General features: G+C 40.9%; 6 protein-coding genes. 4 read left to right on the top strand and 2 right to left on the bottom strand.

Annotated elements, in window-relative coordinates; translation table 11 throughout:
• Window positions 1-581 precede the first annotated feature (581 nt).
• Window positions 582-857: a trp operon repressor gene (trpR, locus tag ACRCZA_RS11975; protein WP_438674660.1), complete on the bottom strand. Its 276-nt coding sequence runs from the start codon at window positions 855-857 to the stop codon at window positions 582-584.
• A 191-nt stretch (window positions 858-1048) separates the two neighbouring features.
• Here trpR and ACRCZA_RS11970 point away from each other — a divergent pair, with 191 nt between their 5' ends.
• Window positions 1049-1498: a c-type cytochrome gene (locus tag ACRCZA_RS11970; RefSeq protein WP_438674659.1), complete on the top strand. Its 450-nt coding sequence runs from the start codon at window positions 1049-1051 to the stop codon at window positions 1496-1498.
• A 146-nt stretch (window positions 1499-1644) separates the two neighbouring features.
• Here the strand turns inward: ACRCZA_RS11970 and ACRCZA_RS11965 are convergent, their stop codons facing one another.
• Window positions 1645-2337 carry a cytochrome b/b6 domain-containing protein gene (locus tag ACRCZA_RS11965; protein ID WP_438674658.1) on the bottom strand — a complete coding sequence of 231 codons (693 nt, stop codon included), beginning with the start codon at window positions 2335-2337 and terminating at the stop codon, window positions 1645-1647.
• A gap of 298 nt (window positions 2338-2635) precedes the next feature.
• Here ACRCZA_RS11965 and hpf point away from each other — a divergent pair, with 298 nt between their 5' ends.
• The 3 genes from hpf to ACRCZA_RS11950 all read left to right on the top strand — a co-directional run.
• Window positions 2636-2995, top strand: a complete 360-nt coding sequence (hpf, locus tag ACRCZA_RS11960; RefSeq protein WP_438674657.1) for a ribosome hibernation-promoting factor, HPF/YfiA family — start codon at window positions 2636-2638, stop codon at window positions 2993-2995.
• A 1664-nt stretch (window positions 2996-4659) separates the two neighbouring features.
• Window positions 4660-5166: a DNA polymerase III subunit chi gene (locus tag ACRCZA_RS11955; RefSeq protein ID WP_438674656.1), complete on the top strand. Its 507-nt coding sequence runs from the start codon at window positions 4660-4662 to the stop codon at window positions 5164-5166.
• A 20-nt stretch (window positions 5167-5186) separates the two neighbouring features.
• Window positions 5187-5970: class I tRNA ligase family protein (locus ACRCZA_RS11950; protein WP_438674655.1), on the top strand; the 784-nt coding region annotated here is incomplete at its 3' end.

The following is a 5970-nucleotide window of genomic DNA, read 5'->3' as shown; positions in this document are numbered from 1 at the left end:
TTGGATATATCCAGCATACCGTCAAATTATCACCACTAACGAATTCAACTGCATACAATTAGGGCGCAATAAATTAATCGAATTCAAAATTAAAGTTAAGTTAACAACACCCTTTCAGCAATATGTATCTCCGCCTTACTGGCACTAAACTGTTAAAGTATATTAAACGAATATCTACTCTATTAGAGTTTGCTTAAGGATACCTACCCGGGAACATTAATTTCATATTAATGGCAAATTAATGGCAAATTGCAAAATAATGAATCCCGCCAGACCTCACAGATAATAGACTGACGATGAGTTATCTTGCTGAAATAAAACACAATATAACATCACTTACTTGTCCATTTGCCACCGTTGTTATATTTAAGCCTTATTTAAGCCTTATCTAAGCCTTATTTAAGCCTTACATCATCATTGATACCCAATATTCGTTATCAGTTTATAAACGACTGATGACATATTTCAATGCAACACATGGGTTACTGCCGCCACAGATAACCAAACACATCACAATATTATTTCTGCCTGCTTTAATAAAAAACCTTCAGCATTAAATGAAGACATCGACCTATCTGATCTCAGCCAATTAATTGGGCAATGGCCGCCCTATGCTCTGGTGTCATATTTTTAAGATAATTAGAACAGCGAGTGATCGTCGCGATACTCACCTGATATTCAGCCGCTATCTGCCTTTGGCTCATTTCCCCCTGAAGTAATAACTGAAATACCTTTAAGCGTCCCGCAATTGCACAACGCTCTTCTTCAGTTAACAGCAAATGAAACAACACCGAAAGATCTTGATGATTGCCATGAGCCAAAATCCTTTCTAGTACTAAATCCCAGTTTGCTCGCATAATCGCCCCATAAAAGTACTGTTAAAGCATTACAGCCTCAGTCTACCAGATTTCCCCCGCAGGAAAACAACTTGTTCTCTATATCAACTCGGTCGATACAAAAACAATCAAAATTGCTTGTAGTACATCACGTTAATTTGTGTAAAATGAACCTGCAACATCACACTTCCATGCAATTTTGTGAGAATAACATGAAAAAAACACTCCTTACCCTAATGACCAGCGCGGTGTTGGTGTCTTCAGTTCAAGCGCACAATTTTGAAGATGCTAGCGATGCCATTCACTATCGCCAATCCGCATTTACTGTAATTGCTTACAATTTCGGTGATATGGGCGCCATGATGAAAGGCAAAAAGCCCTTCGATGCCCAAACCTTTGCCACGCGTGCTAACAATGTTGCCGCACTCTCTACCCTGCCATTTGAAGGCTTTATTGATGGTTCAGATAAAGGCAAAACCGAAGCCCTTGCTAAAGTTTGGCAAGACAGAGCGGATTTTGACGCTAAAATGAAAACCTTCCAAGAAAATGCCGCCATCCTTGCGACAGTCGCACAGAAAGGCGATCAAACTGCGATAAAACAAGCCTTTATGGAAACAGGTAAAAGCTGTAAAGGTTGCCATGATGTTTATAAGAAAGATTAAGCTGGACTAACTTTCGATAAACTCGAGCGCATAAAAAAAAGCCTGCGTTATCGCAGGCTTTTTTTATTTAATCTTAAACAACTTTAATGACACCGTATCTCAATAACATCTCTTAGCCCCAACTTTACCCCTTTAGGAAGCAAACGTTACAATACTTGCACTATTGGCCAGATAAGAAAAGTCACTACCACGCCCGCCAAGCCCATCACAAATACCAATGCTAACCAAGCAGGCTTAAATTGCAATTGAGTCGCGGCCACGGAAGATAACCTATCCTGCGGTACTTTTTTATAACCACTGAGCATCGCCCCGACCAATTTATCGCCCTTAATTGCGTGCACAATAATGGCAACAACATGGAGTACACTTAGCCCTAGGATCAGGTTAAAATTCAACTTATGCACTGTGGTTAACGCTGCGCTAGTGCTTGAACTCACATAGCTAAACAATGGCCCTTCAGTGAAAATCTCATCGGTTGCAAATAATCCAGAAATTAATTGCAAACTCACCATGGCAATCAATAGCACAACCATGTACCCCCCTAAGGGATTATGCCCTGGCACAACTTGCACCCCCGCAGCACGCACATCCTTAAGGTAACGAACCACAACATTCGGGCGGTGAACAAAATGATTAAATTTAGCAGTATCACTACCGAACACCCCCCATATCAAACGAAAAACAATTAAAATCAACAAACTATATGCAAAAATTTGATGCCATTGCATTTCACCTACTTCAGCACTCCACCAAAGCAATGCCATCAACATCACCATAGTCCAATGAAAAATGCGTATCGGTAAATCCCAGACTTTAATTTTGACGTATTTGTTTTCCATAAAACTGGCCACCTAGACGAACAAATGAAATTCACTGATGGCATTTTAAAGCGATTTAAGCGAAAACTTAAAGTTAAAGATTGGAATATGCAAGAAAGTCTAAGGAGTTATCCGTTCAAATATGGCCTGACTTAAGAGACAATACAAGACTTTTCAGCACTAAATTCTCGATATTTGTCTAAGTGATCAAAGATCCGGCGAACAGATGCTAACAGGCGAAAAAGTGTGATTTACCCCTCGTTTTTAAGTGCGCAGATTGGTAATCTGAAATCGAACAAAACAATAGAAGGTTCGACATATGTTAAAGATCACCAGCAAACAACTAGAAGTCACCGCCCCAATCCGTGAACGCATTGAAAGCCGTTTTGAGAAACTTTCTCGGCACGATGTGCAGTTGCTTAATCCCCATGTGATCATCACTGAGGAAAAACCAGGCTTCAAAATTGAGGCGTCGGTTGGTATCCCAAATGGAGAACTTTTTGCTCAAGCTAAACACGAAAATCTATATGCTGCGATTACGGCTATGGGTCAAAAACTTGAAAAACAACTCAATCGACTGACTCACAAACCTGAAGCACAGCGCTCTGGCCCTCGTCTTTCTATTGCTGATGACGACATCAATGAGGTAGCAGAATACGAAGAAAGCGATGCCGCTTAACCAAAGGTTAACGCCCTCGCCACCCCTGCCAAATTGACCCAACTCAATCTTGGAGGATGAATTAACTGAAATCAAACACAAGGTGACGAGTTAAATAGCTGAAACAATGAGTTATAAAAATAGAACGCAAGGCTAACTAAAGCCAAAAGCAAAATAAATACAAATAACCTGAGATATATAATAAAAGCAGTGCACATAAATAAATATCAACTACACTAAGGGAGGTGACCTTCACCATCGTCATTGAGTACGCCAATTGAGTAAAATGGCCTAACTAAATGACAAAAAGCTGTAAAAAAGACTGTGAAAAGACCGTCACAATAATGGATAAACTTACATAAGTAATATCTTAATTTTATTGAAGATGCTTTATTCGCAATATGTTAAGATGATACTAATGCTAAGGTGAGACTAAGGCGATTGGTTAAGCTGATGTATTTTAAAAACTTACGCTTTAACAAGGAGGCCTACACACTTGAAGCTGTCATAATGTAACATGCAAGCCAAGTACATATAAATCAAGTTATTATATGTAAACTGAGGATATTAATTTCGCATCTCGTTAAGTTTAAGAACAAGCCAATTTTCAACTCAAGTGAGATTTAATCTTGAAAGTATTGAAATCTACGGCTTAGGCATAAGGAGTCGCTAACATATTAAATAAACTAAAGTTTGTCTATTCATGAAGATAGTAAGTGTAGTGAATGCAGTCGAAGTGATAATAGTGAATACTGTTATAATATCAACTATCTAGCCAATAAGGAGCCGTTGTAGATAAACCAGTTGTTAGTGTTGTATAGATATTTCCTCAATAATATCCAAGGAGTTGATTGACACCGCGCAAGAGTTAACGTTGTAGTTGTAGTTGGTATAGAAGGTAAGTCAATTTTCGACGAGGGACGAGGGAGGTAAGTGTAAGTGTAAGTGTAAGTGTAAGTGTAAGTGTAAGTGTAAGTGTAAGTCGGAAATGTAATAAAGTACTATTGATATCATCATGTTAGATTTAGACGATGATACACTGTGCCCACAATGTACATCCACATAATAGACATCTTGAGTCGAGGAGCTCAACAGGAAAGGTTCAATGTTAACGACACTTAAATAATATAGATAAATCATCACTAGGCGACCTGCTTAAGGCAGAAAAGGTACTTAAAGTACAATCGCGATAGCCATAAGGTGTTTATCGATATTCCCAAAAGCGTCAAGGTAAATTGCAAGTTTACAATACCGTTAGTTTCGTGCAGATGCATCAATTCTACGCTTTGAGTTAGGTGATTGATGTTGTGATATGAACTTGTGCAACATTCACTTAAAGGAGGATTCTCTAGCTTGATCAGATATTATGTTCAAACCAGCGCACCTTCGGGTGCGCTCTCTTATCCCCCCACGTTGCGTTCTGCATGAGGATATGTGATTCACTCAGCTGTAATGGTTCAAAATGCCCCCAGTGAGCTGCCCGCTTTACTTTCCATCATAATCTAAGAAAAAACGACCTAAAATAAACGCTATCAGCAACCACTTTGACCGCCCCTTGAGCAAGCCTTTTCCTGCGGCAACAGCCATGCTGTAGAACATTACCTCCGACTGGCTTTTCGTGTAAAATCGCAAATTAAACCAGCAAACGCAATTTAACAACCACACTAAAGCAAGGCATTGAAATCATGACCCAAGCTCTTTTTTATCTCATGCCGCAGGTGGTTTCATCTCCGCTAACACCTTTAACAATAACAAGTTCAACACCAAGCATTATCCCCCAAGCGTTAATGGAAATGTATCAATTGGCTTGCCAAGTAGCGCACCGAGCCTACCTTAAGCAACAACTAGTTTACATACATTGTGAAAACAAAGCGTTAGCTTGTGAAATTGATGAATTATTATGGCAATTTGAGCCAACAGCATTTGTGCCCCACAATTTAAAAGGAGAAGGTCAAGCAACTGGAGCTCCCGTTGAAATCGGCTATGATCGCCTTGGTGCGAATAAAAGTCGTCAACTTCTGATTAATCTTGCAGACCAAGTACCTCCATTTGCGGTAAACTTTGGCCAAATCATCGATTTTGTTGCCAATGACGACCAACATAAAGCTGGCGCCCGCGAACGCTATCGGCAATATCGCGACTTAGGGGTCGAATTAATGACCCAGAATTTAGCAACACATCCATTTAATTAGTTTGAGACAGACACGTTCCCATGGAAAAAACATACGATCCACAGTCCATCGAGCAAGCTCTTTACCAAAACTGGGAAGAGCAAGGTTACTTCAAGCCCCACGGCGATACCTCACAGGGCAACTATTGCATCATGATCCCGCCGCCCAACGTGACAGGTAGCCTGCACATGGGTCATGCCTTCCAAGATACCATCATGGACACCTTGATCCGCTACCAACGTATGAAGGGTAAAAATACCCTGTGGCAAGTCGGTACCGATCATGCGGGTATTGCAACACAAATGCTGGTTGAGCGTAAGCTTGAAGCTGAAGAAGGCAAAAGCCGTCATGATCTTGGTCGTGATGCCTTTATGGATAAAGTTTGGGAGTGGAAAGCGCAATCTGGCGGCACCATCACTAAGCAGCTACGTCGTATGGGCGCATCGGTTGATTGGGACCGCGAGCGTTTTACCATGGATGAAGGCTTGTCCAAAGCCGTCCAAGAAGTGTTTGTCCGTCTCTACGAAGACGATTTGATTTACCGTGGTAAACGCTTAGTCAACTGGGATCCAAAGCTGCACACCGCTATCTCTGATTTAGAAGTCGAAAATAAAGAAAAACAGGGCCACATGTGGCACCTGCGTTATCCGTTAGCGGATGGTGAATTGACAGCAGATGGTAAAGATTACTTAGAAGTAGCCACCACTCGTCCGGAAACCATGCTGGGTGATAGCGCAGTCGCGGTTCACCCTGACGATGAACGTTATCAAGCATTGATTGGCAAATATATTCTGCTACCAATTGTCAACCGTCGTATCCCTATCG

This window comes from Shewanella sp., assembly GCF_051658185.1.
Lineage (GTDB): Bacteria > Pseudomonadota > Gammaproteobacteria > Enterobacterales > Shewanellaceae > Shewanella.
This window is presented reverse-complemented; position numbering and strand designations above follow the sequence as displayed.